The sequence below is a fragment of the Mesorhizobium sp. B2-7-1 genome (assembly GCF_006440735.1).
GTDB lineage: Bacteria > Pseudomonadota > Alphaproteobacteria > Rhizobiales > Rhizobiaceae > Mesorhizobium.
The window spans coordinates 18,095-36,449 of the sequence record NZ_VFUA01000032.1; the positions used below are offsets into that span (position 1 = coordinate 18,095).

General features: G+C 63.9%; 21 protein-coding genes. 4 read left to right on the forward strand and 17 right to left on the reverse strand.

Annotated elements, in window-relative coordinates; all coding sequences use genetic code 11:
• Positions 1-179: 179 nt before the first annotated feature.
• From phoB to FJ471_RS14625, 7 genes are all read right to left on the reverse strand, one after another.
• The gene (gene phoB, locus FJ471_RS14595; RefSeq protein WP_010911896.1) at positions 180-869 is read right to left on the reverse strand and encodes a phosphate regulon transcriptional regulator PhoB; all 690 of its coding nucleotides are present in this window, start codon (positions 867-869) and stop codon (positions 180-182) included.
• A 17-nt stretch (positions 870-886) separates the two neighbouring features.
• Complete coding sequence (gene phoU / locus FJ471_RS14600; RefSeq protein WP_140804112.1) at positions 887-1,594, reverse strand: phosphate signaling complex protein PhoU; 708 nt, start codon at positions 1,592-1,594, stop codon at positions 887-889.
• 20 nt (positions 1,595-1,614) lie between these two features.
• Positions 1,615-2,418, reverse strand: coding sequence for a phosphate ABC transporter ATP-binding protein PstB (gene pstB, locus FJ471_RS14605; RefSeq protein ID WP_140804114.1), 804 nt, complete (start codon positions 2,416-2,418; stop codon positions 1,615-1,617).
• Complete coding sequence (gene pstA, locus FJ471_RS14610) at positions 2,415-3,266, reverse strand: phosphate ABC transporter permease PstA (RefSeq protein WP_140804116.1); 852 nt, start codon at positions 3,264-3,266, stop codon at positions 2,415-2,417. Before pstA ends, pstB begins: the two co-directional genes overlap by 4 nt.
• Positions 3,267-3,269: 3 nt before the next feature.
• Positions 3,270-4,256 carry a phosphate ABC transporter permease subunit PstC gene (gene pstC, locus FJ471_RS14615; RefSeq protein WP_140804118.1) on the reverse strand — a complete coding sequence of 329 codons (987 nt, stop codon included), beginning with the start codon at positions 4,254-4,256 and terminating at the stop codon, positions 3,270-3,272.
• A 64-nt stretch (positions 4,257-4,320) separates the two neighbouring features.
• Positions 4,321-5,379, reverse strand: a complete 1,059-nt coding sequence (gene pstS, locus FJ471_RS14620; RefSeq protein ID WP_140804120.1) for a phosphate ABC transporter substrate-binding protein PstS — start codon at positions 5,377-5,379, stop codon at positions 4,321-4,323.
• A gap of 577 nt (positions 5,380-5,956) precedes the next feature.
• Positions 5,957-9,313 (reverse strand): response regulator, encoded by a 3,357-nt coding sequence (locus tag FJ471_RS14625; protein WP_246684726.1) that lies wholly within the window; start codon positions 9,311-9,313, stop codon positions 5,957-5,959.
• Between the two features lie 199 nt (positions 9,314-9,512).
• Between FJ471_RS14625 and FJ471_RS14630 the strand changes: the two genes are divergently transcribed.
• The gene (locus FJ471_RS14630; RefSeq protein WP_224670428.1) at positions 9,513-9,860 is read left to right on the forward strand and encodes a hypothetical protein; all 348 of its coding nucleotides are present in this window, start codon (positions 9,513-9,515) and stop codon (positions 9,858-9,860) included.
• Between the two features lie 54 nt (positions 9,861-9,914).
• On the opposite strand, the gene FJ471_RS14635 is transcribed toward FJ471_RS14630, so the two are convergent.
• Positions 9,915-10,859, reverse strand: coding sequence for a DUF2865 domain-containing protein (locus FJ471_RS14635; protein ID WP_140804122.1), 945 nt, complete (start codon positions 10,857-10,859; stop codon positions 9,915-9,917).
• A gap of 295 nt (positions 10,860-11,154) precedes the next feature.
• On the opposite strand from FJ471_RS14635, the gene FJ471_RS14640 reads away from it, so the two are divergent.
• Entirely contained in the window at positions 11,155-11,376 is a 222-nt protein-coding gene (locus tag FJ471_RS14640; protein WP_140804124.1) for a hypothetical protein, read from the forward strand.
• Positions 11,377-11,429: 53 nt separating this feature from the next.
• On the opposite strand, the gene FJ471_RS14645 is transcribed toward FJ471_RS14640, so the two are convergent.
• The 5 genes from FJ471_RS14645 to FJ471_RS34790 all read right to left on the reverse strand — a co-directional run bounded on the left by FJ471_RS14645 (position 11,430) and on the right by FJ471_RS34790 (position 14,480).
• Complete coding sequence (locus FJ471_RS14645) at positions 11,430-11,789, reverse strand: hypothetical protein (RefSeq protein WP_140804176.1); 360 nt, start codon at positions 11,787-11,789, stop codon at positions 11,430-11,432.
• Positions 11,790-12,057: 268 nt separating this feature from the next.
• The gene (locus FJ471_RS14650) at positions 12,058-12,867 is read right to left on the reverse strand and encodes a glutathione S-transferase family protein (protein WP_140804126.1); all 810 of its coding nucleotides are present in this window, start codon (positions 12,865-12,867) and stop codon (positions 12,058-12,060) included.
• A gap of 22 nt (positions 12,868-12,889) precedes the next feature.
• The gene (locus FJ471_RS14655) at positions 12,890-13,471 is read right to left on the reverse strand and encodes a VOC family protein (protein WP_140804128.1); all 582 of its coding nucleotides are present in this window, start codon (positions 13,469-13,471) and stop codon (positions 12,890-12,892) included.
• Between the two features lie 197 nt (positions 13,472-13,668).
• Positions 13,669-14,010 carry a hypothetical protein gene (locus tag FJ471_RS14660; RefSeq protein ID WP_140804130.1) on the reverse strand — a complete coding sequence of 114 codons (342 nt, stop codon included), beginning with the start codon at positions 14,008-14,010 and terminating at the stop codon, positions 13,669-13,671.
• Between the two features lie 44 nt (positions 14,011-14,054).
• Positions 14,055-14,480: a helix-turn-helix transcriptional regulator gene (locus tag FJ471_RS34790; protein ID WP_181179400.1), complete on the reverse strand. Its 426-nt coding sequence runs from the start codon at positions 14,478-14,480 to the stop codon at positions 14,055-14,057.
• On the opposite strand from FJ471_RS34790, the gene FJ471_RS14665 reads away from it, so the two are divergent.
• A complete protein-coding gene (locus FJ471_RS14665; RefSeq protein WP_181179402.1) occupies positions 14,479-15,702 on the forward strand; it encodes a histidine kinase in 1,224 nt (407 codons plus the stop codon). The genes FJ471_RS34790 and FJ471_RS14665 overlap by 2 nt on opposite strands.
• A 4-nt stretch (positions 15,703-15,706) precedes the next feature.
• Positions 15,707-16,372, forward strand: coding sequence for a response regulator transcription factor (locus FJ471_RS14670; RefSeq protein WP_140804134.1), 666 nt, complete (start codon positions 15,707-15,709; stop codon positions 16,370-16,372).
• A gap of 202 nt (positions 16,373-16,574) precedes the next feature.
• Here the strand turns inward: FJ471_RS14670 and FJ471_RS14675 are convergent, their stop codons facing one another.
• The 4 genes from FJ471_RS14675 to FJ471_RS14690 all read right to left on the reverse strand — a co-directional run bounded on the left by FJ471_RS14675 (position 16,575) and on the right by FJ471_RS14690 (position 18,319).
• A complete protein-coding gene (locus FJ471_RS14675) occupies positions 16,575-16,775 on the reverse strand; it encodes a hypothetical protein (protein WP_140804136.1) in 201 nt (66 codons plus the stop codon).
• A 166-nt stretch (positions 16,776-16,941) separates the two neighbouring features.
• Positions 16,942-17,361 carry a large conductance mechanosensitive channel protein MscL gene (gene mscL, locus FJ471_RS14680; RefSeq protein WP_140804138.1) on the reverse strand — a complete coding sequence of 140 codons (420 nt, stop codon included), beginning with the start codon at positions 17,359-17,361 and terminating at the stop codon, positions 16,942-16,944.
• Between the two features lie 163 nt (positions 17,362-17,524).
• On the reverse strand, positions 17,525-17,866 hold the full coding sequence (locus FJ471_RS14685; RefSeq protein ID WP_140804140.1) for a DUF2853 family protein: 342 nt from the start codon (positions 17,864-17,866) through the stop codon (positions 17,525-17,527).
• Positions 17,867-17,968: 102 nt separating this feature from the next.
• Entirely contained in the window at positions 17,969-18,319 is a 351-nt protein-coding gene (locus FJ471_RS14690; RefSeq protein ID WP_140804142.1) for a YidB family protein, read from the reverse strand.
• Positions 18,320-18,355: the final 36 nt, after the last annotated feature.

Consider the following 18,355-nt stretch of genomic DNA (forward strand, 5'->3'; position numbering starts at 1 on the left):
AGCGGAGCAGAATTCTGCACCGCCGCGGCGCGTCGACGTCACGGCATGGATCCTCGGGTCTGCGCCGCGTCGCTGCGCTCCTTGCTCCGCCCGTGGATGACGAAGCACAAGCGTCTCGGCTACTGACCAGCGTAGATGTTGGAAGTGCCTAGCTGTCAGGACTTCGGCGCGCCCCGAGACTAATCTTCCCTGATCGCGTAACCCGCGCCACGGATGGTGCGAATGACGTCGGGCATGCGGCCATTGTTGACCGCCTTGCGCAGGCGCCCGACATGCACGTCCACGGTGCGCTCGTCGATATAGATCGTCTCGCCCCAGACATTGTCGAGCAGCTGGCTGCGCGAGAACACGCGGCCGGGATGGCGCATCATGAATTCGAGCAGGCGGAACTCGGTCGGGCCGAGCCTGATCTCGCTCTTCTTGCGGTAGACGCGGTGCGATTCGCGGTCGAGCACGATGTCGCCGACCTTGAGCACGCTGGACAGCACCTCCGGCTTGGCGCGGCGCAGCAGCGCCTTGACGCGCGCCATGAACTCCGGCGTCGAGAACGGCTTGACCAGATAGTCGTCGGCGCCGGTCGAGAGGCCGCGCACGCGGTCGCTTTCCTCGCCGCGCGCCGTCAGCATGATGATCGGCAGCCGCTCGGTCTCGGGCCGCATCCTGAGACGCCGGCAGAGCTCGATGCCGGAAACCGCCGGCACCATCCAGTCGAGCACGAGCAGGTCGGGAACGTTTTCTTGCAGGCGGATTTCGGCCTCGTCGCCGCGGGTCACCACTTCAACCTGGTAACCCTCGGATTCGAGGTTGTAGCGGAGCAGCACCCCCAGCGGCTCCTCGTCCTCCACCACCATGATGCGTGGCGCGATCATCGGGGTAACCTTTTCCGTCAGGCCGCTGGCGCCGCCATTGCCGTCTCGTCCTGCTTCGGACGGTTGGCGGGCAATTGCGTGCCGGTCAGCACATAATAGGCGTTCTCGGCGATGTTGGTCACATGGTCGCCGATGCGCTCGAGATTCTTGGCGCAGAACAAAAGATGCGTGCAAGCGGTGATGTTGCGCGGGTCTTCCATCATGTAGGTCAACAGCTCGCGGAAGACGGACGTGTATTTGACGTCGATGCGCTCGTCGTCGTTGCGAAGCTTGGCCAGCGCCGTGGCATCGCCCGCCGTATATTCCTGGATCACGGCCTGGACCTGGATCAGCACCATCTGCGCCATGGAATCGATCGAATGCGTGAGGTCGCGCGGCGCGGCGCTGACGCCGACCGAACCGACGCGCTTGGCGATGTTCTTGGCGAGGTCGCCGATGCGCTCGAGGTCGCCCGCCATGCGGATCGAGCCGACCACGTGACGAAGATCGTCGGCCATCGGCTGCCGCTTGGCGATCAGCGTGATGGCGCGGTCGTCGAGCTCGCGCTGGCGCGCGTCCATGATGGCGTCGTCGGAGACGACGCGCTGCGCCAGCGCATTGTCGGTTTCGAGCAAGGCCCTGGTCGCGCCGCCGACCATGGAGCCGGCGAGATCGCCCATGTCGTTGATGAGCCGGCTGATCTGCCTCAAATCCTCGTCGAAGGAGGCGACGGTATGTTCGGCCATGATGATGTCCTCGTATGTACTCAGCCGAAGCGGCCGGTGATGTAGTCCTGCGTGCGCTTCTCGCGGGGCGAGGTGAAGATCTTCTCGGTCCGGTCGAACTCCACCAGCTCGCCGAGATACATGAACGCCGTCTGCCGCGACACGCGCGCCGCCTGCTGCATGTTGTGGGTGACGATGACGATCGTGTAGTCGGCCTGCAATTCGTCGATCAGCTCCTCGATCTTGGCCGTCGACAGAGGATCGAGCGCCGAAGCCGGCTCGTCGAGCAGGATGACCTCGGGCTTCACCGCCACGGTGCGGGCGATGCACAGGCGCTGCTGCTGGCCGCCGGAAAGGCTGAGCCCGCTGGCGTTGAGCTTGTCCTTGACCTCGCTCCAGAGCGCGGCGCGCTTCAGCGCCTGCTCGACGCGGCTGTCCATCTCGGCCTTGCTGATCTTCTCATAGAGCCTGACGCCGAAGGCGATGTTTTCGTAGATCGACATCGGGAACGGCGTCGGCTTCTGGAAAACCATGCCGATCTTGGTCCTGAGCAGGTTGAGGTCCTGCGAGCGGTCGAGGATGTTCTTGCCGTCGAGCAGCACCTGGCCCTCGGCGCTCTGCTTCGGATAGAGCTCGTAGATGCGGTTGAGCACCCGCAGCAGCGTCGACTTCCCGCAGCCCGACGGGCCGATGAAGGCCGTCACGCTGCGCTCCGGCAGGGACAGGTTGATGTCCTTCAGCGCCTTCGACTGGCCATAGTAGAAGTTGAGGTTCTTGACCTCGATCTTGGCCTTCTCGACGGTCGCGTCGGGTGCGTTCAGGTCGGTGGACAACATCGGTTTCATCTGTCCTCTCTGCGTCCGGTTAGGCTGCGGGCGATGATGCTCAGCCCGAGAACCGTCAGGGTGATTATGAGTGCGCCCGTCCAGGCCAGTTGCTGCCATTCCTCATAAGGGCTGAGAGCGAACTGGAAGATGGTCACCGGCAGGCTGGCCATCGGGGCATTGAGATTGCTCGACCAGAACTGGTTGTTGAGCGCGGTGAAGAGAAGCGGCGCCGTCTCGCCGGAGATGCGGGCGATCGCCAAAAGGATGCCGGTGACGATGCCCGACATTGCCGCGCGATAGGCGACCGAGCGGATCACCACCCAGCGCGGCGCGCCGATGGCGGTACCTGCTTCGCGCAGCGCGTTGGGCACCAGGTTCAGCATGTCCTCGGTGGTGCGCACCACGACGGGAATCACCAGGATCGACAGCGAGACGGCGCCGGCAATCGCCGAGAAATGCCCCATCGGCCGCACCATCAGCTCATAGACGAACAGGCCGATGATGATCGAGGGGGCCGACAACAGGATGTCGTTGATGAAGCGCACCACCGTGGTGAGCTTCGAGAAGCGTCCGTATTCGGCCATGTAGGTGCCGGCCAGCACGCCGATCGGCGTGCCGACGATTATGCCGATGACGGTCATCACGATGCTGCCGTAGATGGCGTTGAGCAGGCCGCCGGCATCGCCGGGCGGCGGCGTCATTTCAGTGAACACGGCCGGGTTCACCCCGGCGAGCCCCTTGTAGAGCAGGGCGCCGAGGATCAGCGCCAGCCAGGCGAGGCCGATGCCCGCCGCGACGACGCACAGCGCCATCATCACGGCATTCTTGCGTTTGCGGCCTTGGTGAAGCGATTGGGCAGTCGACATCGGTCAGGCTCCCGTGCGGCTATCGATGCGCAACAGCATGTAGCGTGCGAGCGCGAGGATGATGAAGGTGATGATGAACAGGATCAGGCCGAGCGACACCAGCGAGGATGTGTAGAGATCGCCGTCGGCTTCGGTGAATTCGTTGGCGATGGTCGCCGAGATCGTCGTGCCCGGCGCAAACAGCGAGGCGCTGATGCGGTGTGCGTTGCCGATGACGAAGGTGACGGCCATCGTCTCGCCGAGCGCGCGGCCGAGGCCGAGCATGACGCCGCCCATGATGCCGACGCGGGTATAGGGGATTGTCACGCGCCGGGTCACTTCCCAGGTCGTGCAGCCGATGCCGTAGGCCGATTCCTTCAGCACCGCCGGCACCGTGTCGAACACGTCCTTGGTGATCGAGGTGATGAAGGGCAGCACCATGATGGCGAGGATCAGCGACGAGGTCAGCAGGCCGATGCCGTAGGGCGGACCGGCAAACAGGCTGTTGAGGCCGGGGATGCCTTTGAAGAGCCAGATGACGAAGGGCTGCACCGTCGTCTGGAGGAACGGCGCGAAGACGAACAGGCCCCAGATGCCGTAGATGATCGAGGGAATGCCTGCGAGCAGCTCGACCGCAATGCCGATCGGGCGCCTGAGCGGGCGCGGGCAAAGCTCGGTCAGGAAAACGGCGATGCCGATGCCGATCGGCACGGCGATCAGTATGGCGATGGCCGAGGTGACGATGGTGCCGTAGATGGGCGCGAGCGCGCCGAAATTCTCGGTGACCGGGTTCCAGGATTCGGTGGTCAGGAAGGAGAAGCCGAACTTCGACATCGCCTCCCACGAGCCGGCGATCAGCGAGATCGCGACCCCGCCGAGCAGTACCAGCACGAGGATGGCGGAAAGGCGCGTGGCCGTCCGGAAGGCCATGTCGGTGAAGGCGAAGCGGCGTACTGTCGCTTCTCTGGTCCGCAGGGCGGACGATGTCGCGGCTTCGGAAACGGCTGTCATTTAGCCCCTCGCATTTCGAAAGAGACAGGAGGGCGCCAAAGACGCCCTCCTTATTCGCTAGGAATTACATGCCGGAGTAGAGCGGCTTGCCGCTCGCGTCGACGATGTCCTTGCCCCACATCTCCTCGACGCTCTTCACGACGGCGTCGGGCATCGGAACATAGTCCAGGCCGGCGGCCAGCTCGTCGCCCTTGGCATAGGACCAGGCGAAGAACTTGAGCGCTTCGGTCGTCGCCGCGGCGTCATCGGGCTTCTTGTAGACGAGGATCCAGGTGGCCGAGGTCATCGGCCAGGATTCGGCGCCGGTCTGGTTGGCCAGGATGACGCCGTAGCCCGGCTGCGAGCTCCAGTCGGCATTGGCCGCGGCGGCCGAGAACGCGGCGGCGGTCGGCTCGACCTTCTTGCCGTCCTTGTTGATCAGGTCGGTATAGGTGAGCTTGTTCTGCTTGGCATAGGCGTATTCGACGTAACCGATCGCGCCGCCGGTCTGCGAGACGTTGTTGGCGACGCCCTCATTGCCCTTGGCGCCGATGCCCACCGGCCATTCGAGCGCGGTGTTGACGCCGACCTTCGACTTCCAGTCGGCGCTGACGTCGGCCAGGTAGTAGCTGAAGTTGAACGTGGTGCCCGAGCCGTCCGAACGGTGCACGACGGCGATCGCCTGGTCGGGCAGCTTGGCGTCGGGGTTGAGCTTCTTGATCGCTTCGTCGTTCCAGTTGGTGATCTTGCCGACGAAGATGTCGGCCAGCGTCGGGCCGTCGAGCACCAGCTCGCCCGGCTTGATGCCTTCGAGGTTGACGACCGGAACGATGCCGCCCATCACCATCGGGAACTGCGCGAGCCCGGTGGAGTCGAGGTCCTCACCTTTCAGCGGCGCGTCGGAAGCGCCGAAGGTCACGGTCTTGGCCTTGATCTGCTTGATGCCGCCGCCGGAGCCGATCGACTGGTAGTTGAGACCGATGCCGGTCTCCTTCTTGTAGGCGTCGGCCCACTTCGCGTAGATCGGATAGGGGAAGGTGGCGCCGGCGCCGGAGATATCGGCTGCCATCGCGGCGGAGATGCTAAGGGTTGATGCCGCAGCCATTGCAATCGCAACGGCCGCCGAGCGGATGAAATGTCTCATGTGGCCTGCTCCTGTTCGGAAGATGGTCTTTCGGCACCCGTTCTATCGGCGCCCGGTGAGCGCAATAGCCTTCGATTATTACAGTCGCATGACAGTTTCGTGTCAGCCCGGTAACGCCCGAAGGGGGATGCCTGGAGAGGTCCGCGGCGGCCGCGAAGGACCGGCCGGAGTTTGCCGTGGGAATCAGCAACTTGTCTGACTTTTGAATCAAAAAAATATCCCGGCGGCCGGGTCACGGCCGCCGGGAAATAAAATCCGGACGAGAGCGCGTTGCCTGAACGCCAGAGCAGATCATGGCCTGGCCATCGCCGAAAACAGGTCCGTTGGGGTAGAGTCGACGCTGTTTCTTGTTGGCGGTCGCTGCTCCCGCCCGTAACCGAGGAGCGGAATCAATGTCATGATTGTCCGAGCTTGGCGTTTGCTTTGGTATGGTGCGATCGCACCATACGCATGCGTCAGCGTCATGCGCCCGCCTGCCGGCTAAATCCGCCCTGTCTCCTGGTTTCGCGCAATTCCGCACGAACGGCTATGGCGAAGGCGCCGAGCCTGACCGTTTCACACGTTTCCTGGAATTGCTCTAACCGGCGTTGCGCCGGGTCTCCACGTCCGCTCCCAGCCAGCGCTCGAGCTTTTCGAGCAGCGCGCGCGGGCTGATCGGCTTCGGCAGATAATCGTCCATGCCGGCTTCCAGGCAGCGTTCGCGGTCGCCCTTCAGCGCGTGCGCGGTGACGCCGACGATCGGTACATGCGTGCCCATGTCCTCCTCGAGCCGGCGGATGGCGCCCGTCGCCTCCAGGCCGTTCATTTCCGGCATCGACACATCCATCAGGATCATGCGCGGATTGAGCCTGCCGAAGGCGTCGAGCGCCTTGCGGCCGTTGCCGACGATCTCGAAGCGGTAGCCGGTTTCGCCGAGTATCTGGGTGAACACCAGCTGGTTCACCTCGTTGTCTTCGGCAACGAGGATGTCGAGCCCGCGCTCCGCATCGGCGGGGCGTGGACGCGCCCGCGCCGGCGGCGGCTGCAGCATGGCGCGGTCCGACGCCGCCCGCGCCGGCCCGGCTTGCGGGGGGCTGCCGGTGCCGACGGCGGGTTGCGCCGCGGCGCTGCTATGGCGATGGCGCTGGATGGTCGCGACCAGCGTTTCCAGGAGGACGGAGGAGCGCGCCGGCTTGATCAGCTGCGCATCGATGCCGAGATCGCGATAGGTCGTGTTGGCAAGCGACTGGTCGACCGAGGTCAGCATGATGATGGGCGTATGCGCCAGGCCCGCCGTGTTGCGCACGATGCGCGCCATCTCGGCGCCGGTCATGCCGGGCATCTGGTAGTCGAGCACGACGCAGTCGACCGGCACGCCATAGGCGGCGGCGGCGATCAGCACCTTCAGTCCCTCGGCGCCGCTTTCGGCCGCGCAGGAATCGAACGTCCACGACGCCATCTGCTCGCTCAGGATCGAACGGTTGACGGCATTGTCGTCGACGACGAGCACGCGCGCGCCGGTGACGTCGACCGGCGTGATGCGCTGTCCGCCTTGCTCGGCCCTGGGCAGCGTGACCGTGAACCAGAAGGTCGAACCCTTGCCCTCGGCGCTGTCGACGCCGATCTCGCCGCCCATCATCTCGACCAGCCGCGAAGTGATGGCAAGACCGAGCCCGGTGCCCTCATGCCGCCTGGTCGAGGAGGTGTCGACCTGGCTGAATTTCTCGAACACCAGCTTCAGCTTCTCTTCCGGAATGCCGATGCCGGTATCGGTCACGGAAATGGTGAGCTTCGTCCCCGCGGGAACCCGCTCACCCGTCACGTCGACCAGGACATGGCCCTCGTCGGTGAATTTCACGGCGTTGCCGAGCAGGTTGGTGACGATCTGCCTGACGCGGCCGACATCGCCGACGAACTGGCCGTCGAGCCCCGGCTGGACGCGCACGATGAGCTCGAGGTCCTTTTCCTTCGCGCGCGTCGATACCAGCGTCGCCACATCCTCGATCGCCTCGGCGAGATTGAAGGGTGCCGGGTCGAGCACCAGCTGGCCGGCGTCGATCTTGGAGAAGTCGAGGATGTCGTTGATGATGGTGAGCAGCGCGTTGCCGGATTTGACGATGATGTCGGTGAACGTCTTCTGCTTTGGATCGAGGTCCGACTTTGCCAAAAGCTCTGCCATTCCAAGGACCCCGTTCATCGGCGTGCGGATCTCGTGGCTCATATTGGCGAGGAATTCCGACTTGGCCCGGTCGGCGAGCACGGCGCGCCGGCGCGCCTCGCTGAGCTCGGCCTCGCGCTGCTTGAGCTCGGTGATGTCGGTGGTGGAGCCGATGAGATAGAGCGAGCCATCCGAGGCGATCATCGCGCCCTTGCGCGCGAACTGGTGCCTGACGCTGCCGTCCGGCATCGTCACCGTCTCTTCTATCTCCTGCGTCTCGCCGGTGCGCAGCACGGCAAGGTCGCTGGCGACGAAGGCTTCGCCATCCTCGCCGAAAATCTCGACATCGGTCTTGCCGACGGCTTCTTCCTTGCTGAAGCCGGTGAGATCGCACCAGCCCTTGTTGACGTAGAATTGCCTGAGGTCCGAGCGCTTGGCGTAGATCGACACCGGCACATTGTCGATGAGGCTGCGGAACACCTCGTTCTCGCTCATGCTCTGCCGGAGCGCCTGCTCGCGCGCCTTGACGTCGGTGATATCGGTGCTGGAGCCGACCAGGTGCACCGAGCCGTCGATCGCCACCAGCCGGCTCTTGCGCGTCATCAGCTGCCGCACGGTGCCGTCGCGGTGGGTGACGGCCTCCTCGACCTCGCGCCCGGCGCCGGTCGCCACGACGTCGGTGTCGTCATTGCTGAAGCCGTCCGCCTCTTCCGTCGCGAAAAGCGCGCGATCCGTCTTGCCGAGCACCTCGTCCTTGGCGAGGCCGGTCAGCGCGCACCAGGCCTTGTTGACGAATTCTATGCTGAGATCGTCGGCCTTGATGAAGGCGGCCACGGGCAGCTCGTCCATCACGTGCCGGTAGAGGTCGATCTGGCGCATGGAGTCGCGCAACGCCTTCTCGCGGACCTTGATGTCGGTGATATCGACGCGCACGCCGATGAACGTCCCGTCGTCGGTGCGCATGTCATAGACCTGGTACCAGCGCCCGTCGGCATTGAGGCGTTCGTAGGCGGAGCTTGGCAAGCGGTACCGCTCGAGCATGGCGTCAAGCCAGCGCTCGGTATCGACGCCATGCAGGCCGTCGATTTCGGTGTCGCCGCTCGAGCGGAAATAGCCGACCGAATGGCCGAGAGCCAACGCCTCGCGGAATGTGCGGCCCGGTTGCCAGGCCGGCTTCAGCGCCGGCAGCGTGTCCTGCAGCTTGCGGTTGGCGAAGACGAAGCGGTCGTCGCGATCGTAGATGATGACGCCGGCCGGCAGGGATTCCAGCACGGTGGCAAGGTTCCTGCGCGCGTCCTCGGCCTCGGTCTCGCGCTGTTTCATGTCGGTGATGTCGACATAGGAGATCAGCCGTTTGCCGCCGGGGAGAGGCGCCAGCGAGGCGATCAGCGTGCGGCCGTCCTTGCGCGGCAGCTGCCTGGACCCTGCGGTTCCAGCCCGGATTTCGGCCTCCCGTTCGGCCACATGGCCTTGCCAGGCCTGGTCCTCGCCGCCGAACGGATCGGCGTCACGGCTGGCTTCCATGAGGTCGCGAAAGCGACTGCCGGCCGGAGCGCGCTGCGGATCGATCTTCCAGAAATCGTAGAATGCGCGGTTGACCACCTCCGCCCGCAATTCGGCATCGAGAACGATGACGCCGATCGGCATCGAATCGACCATCAGCCTGAGATTGGCAAGCGCCTCCGAAGTGCCGGCCATATCGTGGACATCCTCGAGAAAGGCCCCGTTGCCCCGCATATCCGCCTTGTCGAGATTCCGCGCGCTGTCCGCCCCGACAGTCCCGTCCGTATCCGCCATTCCTACCCCCAAGGCCGAACCGTGCAGGTTCGTCGGCGGAATGTGCCCGACAAGCATTAACGATCCGCTAACCATAATGATTGCAACCGCCAGCCGCCCGGTGCCGTTGAGGCAGATTGCGATCTTCGCGCCGGCTGCGGTAATCCGCCCGTTGGCGGCCGAGGCAATGACGCATTATAAGGTGCCTGAGGTGTTGCTAATGTTTGGTCGAATCGCGGCTTTCGTCCTGTGCCCGGCGCTGCTTGCAGCGGGCGGCTGCGTGCGCAGCGACGACGGCACGGTGATCGTTCCAAGCCGTATGGACGTCAGGCGTGTCTGGGACCAGACGCCGCCGGGGACGGCCGCGCCGCGACAGGTCGAGTCGGACGTGTTTCCTCTGCCGCCGAGCGTGCCGCCGGGCCCAGCTGTACGGCGCTACCCAAAGCGCGTTTCGATGGCGCCATCCCTGAACCAGGACCTGCCCGACGCGTCTGCCGGCGAGCAGAGACCGCTGGCCTGCAGGAATGTCGGCGAAAACGGCAGGCGCTACCGGGTCGTCTGCGAGTAATTGTCGCCTGGTCGGCGCTGCCGGACACCCGCAAGGCGGGGGACGACGACCGGATCAATTCGCAGGGAAGAAGGCCGGCCCGACCACGCGCACCGGCTTTGCGTCGGCCGGCACAACCGACTCGGACTGCGCGATCGAGCTGGTCGCATCCGCTCCCGCGTCCTGGGCGCTGTTTGCTGGAATGTCCGAGACCGTCCCCGGACCCGACCCCAGATCCGGTCTCGTCGTCGGCAAGGGAATGATGGCGTTTTCCATGTTTCTCGGCGTCACCGTGCGCGCCCTGAGCTCAGCCACACGCTGGGAGTAGCGCTTGACGTCGCAGGCCTTGAACTCGGGGGCATCGCGATAGCGGAAGGCGGCTGGCAGTTCGGTGTAGGGCTTGCGCGTCTCGACCGCGACCATCTGGTCGGTCTCAAGGCTCGGATCGCTCAGTGTATAGAGATCGACATCCGCATCGTCGCAGATGTAGCGGCATTGATCGACCGTATCGTTGAGGTCTCCGGCTCGCGCGAATTGCGAATTCGGCGCAGGGAAGAAATAGCCGTCCGAGCGGCGAACGCAAAACAGCATCGCATTCCCGCTATAGGCCGGAGCGGAAGCCTCGGTGTTGGACGCCTGCTGCTGCGCCTGCTGCCGCTTGGGAGCCGCCTGACAGCCAAGCGCGACGTATCTCGCCTGCAATCCGGCGGAGTCGCGGCCGGAACTGCCGATGCTGGCGATCCGACGCTGCACGTCGGTCCGGTTCCGGATGAGATCCGCGCAGGCATTGAAGAAGCCTCCGGCAGCGCTGCTGGCGGTGCATCGGCGCTGCCTTTCCAGCCCCTGGATCGCGGCAAGCTGGCGCCTCAGTTGCGCAAGCTCGGGGCTCGCCGCGTCGCGGCCGCCGGACAGCATCTGGCTTCTCAGCGCCGAGCAAGAATCGGCATAGGAAACCTGCGTTATCGCCAAGATCGCCATGACCACCAGGCATGGTATCTTGAGAAACCGCAACCTCGCCATCGGGTGCCACCCCTGTTCGAAAAACGAGTTCGACTTAATCGATGCCGGCTAATTGAGAAGATACTTATGTATAGAAAGGTTAGCCAGAAACTTTCTTATAGGACATAAGTGTTATGCTCAATATTGTGAAGCAAATATTACGCTTTCATCTCAAGATTGAGACAGCAGTCGAAAAACCATTTTCAGGCCGGCCAAGGCCGCGCCGCGGCGCGATCACGGATCGCTGATGAAACCTTTGCCCGCTGACGGACGTTGTTGGCGTTGATGTGACCGCGCAGCGCAGAGGAGACCGAAGATGTCCATTCACTTCACCGTCTCTGGCCTGACCAGGAACCTGATCCATTCGCTTGGGCTGGATCATGAGCAGGCGCCGAGGCCCCTTACCCCCGAACAGAGCCTTCTCTTGGATTGTTACCTGGCCGGGCAGATCCCGGACTCCGCCTGGAGCGATTATGTCTTCGAGATGCCGGAGCTGGAAAAACACGCTGAGGTCAGGCGCGCACGCCGTTTGACCTGAAAGCAATTCCAGGAAAAGCGTGAGACGGTTGGGCTCTGCGCCTTCGCCGTCCTCTACTTCTTCGGCGAGTTGAATTGCAGCGTGAAGACATTGCCGGCTATGCCTTGCGCCAGCGATGGCGAAAGGCTGAGCGGCAGACAGTCGTTTAGGGCCTTGGTCGCCGCATCGACATAGGCCTTGCGCGCCTTGTCGTCGCCGCCGACATGAATGGCGGTTGTCCTCGGCGGCCCGATCAGCGTTCCGTCGCGTTTGAAGCTGAAGCTGAGCGTGGCCGAGGAATTGTCGGAATTGGCCGGCGGTGTCCAGCAGGCGAGCAAGGCGGCCCCTACCTCGTTCATGCTGTTGAGCGACGCGGCGGCCGAAGGAAAGGACACAATCGACAGCGCGCCCGCCATCATCAAAAGTCTTGCCATGTCCATCGCAGGCCCTCGTTGCCGTCGCTCAGCCGCCTGACGGTATCGTACGATCCATGACGAGGATGACAACAGGATTTCAACCTGCCCGCCGGCGCTGCAATCATACTGTCGTGATTGCCGCGCGATGGCCGCGAAAAAGCAAAAGGCCGGCACGGAGCCGACCTTTCCCTTGCCTCGTCATGGCGCCAGTACATCCGTGGTCGCGGCGAGGACTGCGACCAGTAGACAGGCCTTGGGTAAACGAAACCTTAACGCCGGCGGATTGCTAGGCCTTTGCCTGCGATTTCACATGGGCGATGTAGCCGCGCACGTCGCCGGCCGGCTCCGCATAGGCCTTGCCGAGCTTCTTCTCAAGCACCGCCATGTACTCCTTCGCCCATTTGGGCAGCGCGTAGTCGATGACCGCCAGGAATTCGAGCGTTGCCGCCAGCCTAATATCGGCGATCGACGGATTGTTGCCGCCGATGAACGGTTTGCCGTTGCGGAAGAAGGAGTGAAACACTTCGAGCGGCTCGGCGATCGCGGCCATCGCCGCCTTCTGCGCTTCCGACTTCCGGTCGGGATGGGCGTCGCTGTGACCGACCTCTCCGGCATATTGCGGGAAGCCGAGCGCCGGATACGTTGCGCGCGCGACATAAGGATAAAGTGTGCCGACCAGGTAGAACATGGCGCTGTCGATCATCGCCCGCTTTGCCGGCGCCTTCGGATAGAACTTCTCCAGCCCGTGCTTGTTGGCGAGATACTGCATGATCGCGCAGCTTTCCCACAGCACGCCGCGCGGCAGGCCCTTGTCCTCGATCATCGGCGTCAGATGCGCCGGATTGCGCGCCAGGAATTCCGGCGAGCGCGTGCTGCCCCAAGCGTCTGTTTCCGCGGTATCGAGCGCGGCCGCGCGCGCGAACACCCGCACCGTCATGTTGTTGACGCTCGGCCTCAGCATGCTGAGCTTCACGCCGGGTTTCTTAGCCGGCTTCGCTCTTGCTTTAGGCGCGGCCTTCGCGGTCGCCTTGGGCGCGGCTTTTGCCATCACCTTCGCCGCCGGTTTCTTCGTACTTTTGGTTGCAGCCTTTGCCATGTCGGTCCTCCCTCTGACCTGGTTAATATGGATTTTTCGGCGCCCTGCTCTCGGACAATGTTTCACGCGACCGCTCGATCAGCGCCTGGATGGCGTCCGCGAGATGGACTTCGGCGATGTTGTAGTCGCCGCGCGCCACACGGGTCTTGTGCGCCTCCATCAGCACGTCGGCATGGGTGAAGCCGGCCGGCGGCTCGAAGCGGTAGGAGGCAAGCTCGATCAACAGTCCGAGCGGATCCTCGAAATAGATCGAATCCATGAAGCCGCGATCCTTGACGCCGCTGTGCTTGATGCCGCGCTCGTCGAGCCGCGCGACCGCCTGCAGGAAGGTGACCCGCGACACCGAGAAGGCGATATGATGGACGCAGCCGACATCGGTCGGCGTCCGCCGCTTGACCGGGCCCCGACTCTCGTCGGTGAAGACGGTGATCAGGCGCCCGTCGCCCGGATCGAAATAGAGATGGCTCTCGCTCGCCTTGTCGAGATTGGGCTGCTCGAAGATGAAAGGCATGCCGAGCACGCCCTCCCAGAAGTCGATCGAGGTCTGGCGCCCGGCGCCGACCAGCGTGATGTGATGAACGCCTTGCGACTGCAGCTTCCGCATTGGCTCCTCCCGCCTGCGCTTGCGCCTTGCTGGCTGGCGGGTCCAGGTGCCTGGCCGTGCTTGGATCAGCCCTAGGCACGCGACCGCCGCCCTGTTCTCGTTGCGCTCCGCATTCCGCATCCTGTCGGATCGCGGCTAGAGCGTCGATGAGGGGATGCTAAATCAATCCGGGACGTTGCGCCAGAAGCATCGGCCCTTCACCGCGCTTGCGAGCCACCGCCGTCATCCGCGATGATGCGGATTGGTCGCTGCCGTCCGCTTTGGGTTCGGTTGATGATCGCGGCCAGGCATTCTCTCGATTCATGGCCCCAGTTCTGCCCCTTGCAGGCGAAGCCGATCCCCGGTCCGGGCGCGATGCGCTGCTCTTTGCCAGCGGTATTGACAGCAAGCGAACCCGGATCCCGCGCGGCTGACGAGGTAACGCTTGCCACCGAAGCGATAGCGATGGCTATCAGGCAGCAGCCGCATCCGATCAGGGCGGCCAGCCGCCCGGAGAACCTCCTCGGCGACTGCGGGGAACATCTGTCTGTCACGTTCATCTTACTCGTCCACGCGCAAGCGCCTCTGCGGGCGTCCCGACCGCTTAGGTCAGGATCCAAGCCACGGCCCTGCCCGTATCGGCCGGAACACCGCCGATTCCGGCGGATAGATGAGGCGAAATGGCGCCCAGGGGTACTTCCAGGATGTGCGCGATTGCCTTGAGGGTCTTGGTGGAGGCCGTCTTTCCGGAGCGCTCTATCTGCGACAGCATGCTCGGGGTTATTCCGGCTTGGGCGGCGAGTTGCCTTCCGCTCAGGCCGCGCAGGATCCTGACGGCGCGGACCGGGTTCTCGCCGGCGGCGATCCTGTCGAGGACACGCTTGGGCAACGGACTGTTGGGGGCAGGCTCTTCGAGGTCGGCCACGCCGGCCATCGCCGTCCGCTTGAGCACGCGGTACTGGGATTCCGGCAGCACGACCATGCGCTCCTTCGAGCCTGGGTGCTTGATGAATTGGACGTTTAGCTTCATGGCAACCTTCGGCCTATCTCCTTTGGCCGGGACGGGACATCTGTCGAAAGTCAGAGGCGATGATGACGAAAGTCATATTCGTTTGCGACCGGTCCGGGCTTACGTCAAAGTGGACCGCCGCGCCCCGTGGCTGTTTTTGTGGGAACGAATGATCGATATCGGCACGGAACTACTGCCGGCCGCGCAGGCGGAAGTCATCGGGCTTGCAGTTTTGCGGGCCGACAGGACGGTTCAGCAGAAAGTGGGGCGTCTGGTCGAGTGGCTCCCCGCCCTTGGAGCGGACTGCTGCCTGTGCACGCTGCTGGTCGGCATGGAGGCCGAGATGGCGGCCTTGTCCGAGGGACGCCGCGATCTGATCGCCTTGTCGGGCGTGCGGGCCGAATTGCCGGGGCTGGACCGTCCCGTCACCGCGGTCATCCTGTGGAATGGCGACCGATCGCACTACGTCGTGATCGCGATGCCCGACTTCACGGCGCGCCAGGCCGAGATCATGTTCGAGAGCGAGCGGCGCGCCAGGCGCTTGATGGAGCAGCAGCTCGAAGCCGCCAACTCCGAGGTACGCTTCGCCTCGCTGGCCCGCACCCGGCTCCGCCTGGCGCGCGATCTCCACGACACGCTCGTGCATTCGATCATCGCATTGCTGACGCAGATCCGGCTGACCAGGCATTTCCTGGCGACCGATCCCGCTCGTGTTTCGGACGGGCTCGCGGTTGCCGAGGAAGCCGCGATAAACGGCCTGGCGCGGTCACGCGATGCCATCGCCCGGCTCAGGATGCCCGACGACCTCGAACCGGGTTCGGATGTCGAAGAGATGCTGTCGGACTTTGCGCGGCGGACCGGCACCGAGGTCTCCATGCGGATCGATGACGGAGCCCGAGCCGGGTTGCACGACCACGCGACGACGATCCGGCGCATCGTCGGCGAGGCGTTGCGCAACGTCGAGGCGCACGCGAAGGCGCGGCTGGTCCGGTTCGACGCGGTCGTAGAGAGAACCGAAACTGGTGCAAGACTCATTGTCGATGTCCGCGACGACGGACGCGGCTTTGACGCGACCGTCCCCAAACAGGGGCATTTCGGGCTGATTGGAATGGCCGAATTTGCCGAGCTCGCCGGAGGACAATCCGCGGTGGAAAGCACGCCGGGGGCGGGTACGCTGGTTCGGACATCCCTTCCCCTGACCATGTCGGCGACGAACGCCCGGTCCGGCGCCGCGGGAGTGTAGAAAGATGACCGATCCGCGCCTGCGACCCGAAAGGATACGCGTGTTGATCGCCGAGGATCAGACATTGATCCGGGAAGGCCTTGCCACGCTCCTTGCCCAGCAGAACGACGATTTCGAAATCGTCGGCGCCGCCGCCGATGGCGAGCAGGCGATCGAGTTCGCGCGCCGGTATCGCCCGGACGTCGTTCTGATGGATCTGCAAATGCCGCGCGCCGACGGCGTCACGGCAACCCAGCGTATCCTGCGCGAATTCCCGGGCACCGGCATCGTCGTCCTGACCACGTTCGAGACCAACGACCTGATTTTCGAGGCCGTCAGCGCCGGAGCCAAGGCATATCTGTTGAAGGACTCCAGGATTGACGAGATCGCGGCGACGATCCGAACCGTGGCGAACGGCCAATCCGCGCTTTCACCCGGTGTTGCCGCGAAAATTCTCGAAGAATTCAAGCGATTGCGTCCGCGCCACGCTCCGGCGAGCGCGCCGGTCCGCGGCGACCTCACCGCGCGTGAGAATGAAATCCTCAAACTGATCGTCGAAGGCAAGAGCAATGGCGAGATCGGCGCCCAACTGCACTTGGCCGAGGGCACGATCAAGAACTACGTCAGCACGATCCTGGAGAAGTGCGGGGCCAAGAACCGGACCGAGCTCGCCATAAAAACGATAGGCTGAACGACCTTCCGCAATGAACGCGCATCTGCGCCCCTGGACTTCGTCACGCACCGGAACGGCGCGGCGATCGAACGCTCAAAAAAAGGCCCGCGGCTTCGGGGTTCAGGGGAAAAAGCCACGGCAAGTCTGGTTGCCTGAGTTCCCGCTCTTGGTGGCAGGTCGAGGGAGGCGCCGGTCGACGCGTCGCTGCGGCTCCCGACGGCTAGCTCTTTGCCCGATTGCGGGCTTCGATCTCACGGAACGCCAGCATGGTCAGGACCATCTCGGCGCTGCCGATCGATGGTCGAGGCGCAAGCAGGCGTAGGAGCGCGTTGAGCTGCTCGGCGTCCATTTCGGCCAAATGGCCCTTCACGGTCCGCATGGCCTCGTCGAGCTTCGTCAGCAATTCCGCAACGATCGTCATGTCCGAAGCCTTGCCCATGGTTCGCGCGGGCGACCTTGTTGAAAGCGGAACGCTGTGCTGGAAATTTCCGCTGATCGGCCTGGATTGGCTAGCGGATCGAGAAACGATGCAGGTGGAGCGCAATCGAGGCGGCCGGACCAGGGTCCGGCCGCCTCGAACAAATCCGTTATTTCCTCGCGAGCAGGTCGCGGATTTCGGTCAGAAGCTGCACGTCGGCCGCCGGCGGGGCCGCGGCGGCGGGCTTCTCGCGCTCCAGGCGCTTGCGCAGGTTGTTCACCGCCTTGACCATCAGGAAGATGATGAAAGCAAGGATCAGGAAGTTCAGCACGACGGTGATGAAGCTGCCATAGGCGAAAACCGCGCCCTCTTTCTTGGCGTCGGCCAGCGCGGCCGAGTGGACGTTCGAGGACAGTCCGAAGAAGTAATTGTTGAAGTCCAATCCGCCGAAGATCGCGCCGACGATCGGCATGATGATGTCGTTGACCAGGGAATCGACGATCTTGGAGAAGGCGGCGCCGATGATGACACCGACGGCCAAGTCCATCACATTGCCCTTGGAGATGAATTCCTGGAATTCTTTCAGCATCCCCATCTCCTGTTAGGGCGTTTCACCGTTTCACGGAAACGGCGAACCGCCCTATCTCCTTGTTTTGACGCAATTCCAGACGGAAGGTTACGGCGAAGACGCCGAACTTAACCGCACACGCTTTTCCTGGAATTGCTCTAGCCCATTTGCCTGTTTTGCGCCGTCAGGCGAAGACGCTCTCGCGCCTGAAATGCTTGACGAGCAGGTAGTAGAAGACCGCGCGATGTTTGTTGCGATTGGTCCGGCCGTACTGGTCGATGACCCTGGCGAGCCCCGAGTCCAGGCCGGCGTCTTCGGCCAGCCCCAGTCTTTTGACGAGAAAGTTCTTCTTGACCCGTTCCAGCTCCTCCTTGTCTGAGGCCGAGACGGTGGATGCATCCTTGTCGTAGATCGCCGGGCCGCAGCCCTTCGTCACCTTGGTCAGGAGATCCATGTCCGCCGTGAGGCCGCACTTCACCTTCAGGTCCGCCGCATATTTGCTGATCAGTTCGTCTTGCTTGCTCACACGCTTGTCCTCTCGTTTTCGGCTGAACGGCGACGCTGCCGTCGAGCCGCGCGGCCTGGTTGCCGCAAAGCCATGTCTGGATTGTCTTGCTGTTCGTCGGTGTCAGCCGCGGCCCGTCGCAAGCGCCCCGTCCGGGCTGGCCTGGTCGACGGCGGCCGGAAGATGCTGCGCCAGGGCGCCGGCCACCTGATCCAGCGGAATCCCGAACTGGCTCGCCAGTTGCTGAAGACGCTGGTCGCCAAGGGCCGCCTTGATCTCGTCGGGCGCGATCGGAAGATTTGCGGCGTTGGTGCTCAGCCAGGATTCGACGCGGTCGCCGAGACCCGACTTCTGCAGCATGGCAAGCACGCCCTGATAACCGCCGACGCTGGTCAGCGCATCGGCCAGGAGGTTCGAGCCTCCGCCCTGCTGCCCGCCCTGCAACGCGCTTTGCAGACTGTCCAAAAATCCCATCCGGAAACCTCCCGTCGAAAATCGCGCACGCCGTCG